The organism is Pseudomonas sp. EL_65y_Pfl1_R83 (assembly GCF_963970695.1).
Lineage (GTDB): Bacteria > Pseudomonadota > Gammaproteobacteria > Pseudomonadales > Pseudomonadaceae > Aquipseudomonas > Aquipseudomonas tritici.
The window spans coordinates 1-562 of record NZ_CAXAQI010000182.1 but is presented as its reverse complement, the minus strand read 5'-3'; the positions used below and the strand labels follow the sequence as shown (position 1 = coordinate 562).

At 68.5% G+C, this 562-nt stretch carries 1 protein-coding gene; it reads left to right on the top strand.

Going from position 1 to position 562, the window contains the following annotated elements:
• Nucleotides 1-180: 180 nt before the first annotated feature.
• Nucleotides 181-562, top strand: a 382-nt coding sequence (locus tag AACY08_RS28305; RefSeq protein WP_339472406.1) for a hypothetical protein, incomplete at its 3' end; no start/stop codon positions are given.

The window sequence follows — 562 nt, the reverse complement described above, 5'->3', positions numbered from 1 at the left end:
GCATGGCTGAGAATCAACCCCAGCAACCGCGCCAGTGCAGGCCGCGCCTCCAGCAACCGGAAGAAATTGACCGCGCTCGACAGCCGCGCCAGCATCCGGTCCAGTCGAACGATCGCACCTTGCGGGTCGGGTGCCTTGCCCAGCGCGGCAACGAGGCCCGGCAAAACCGCCTCGAGCGCGGTGCGCGCCGCCGGGCAGGCGGTCGAACACAAGGCGTATCACGCGTTGCGACGGTCGCATGTGACGGATCATGCGGCGCTGTTCGGCGGGGTGAAGATCGATCTGGGCACCAGCCCGGCGGCGGCGTTGCCGACCGACGAACGCATTGCGGCGGGCAAGAAGATCGGCGGCGGCGGCTCGTGGAGCCGCACCCGCGTGCTGGCCACCTCCCCGATCCCGGCCGGAGCGGAGCGGCTGGGCGATATCGAACAAGCGTTGCGCGCCGCGCTCACTGACGCTGGCGTCAAGGTAAACCGGATCGAAACGCAAGTGTTGCCGATCTCGCCGAACGATCCGCGTCTGCGCTATGTCAGCCAGTCCCGCATCGAACGCCTGCTCCGTG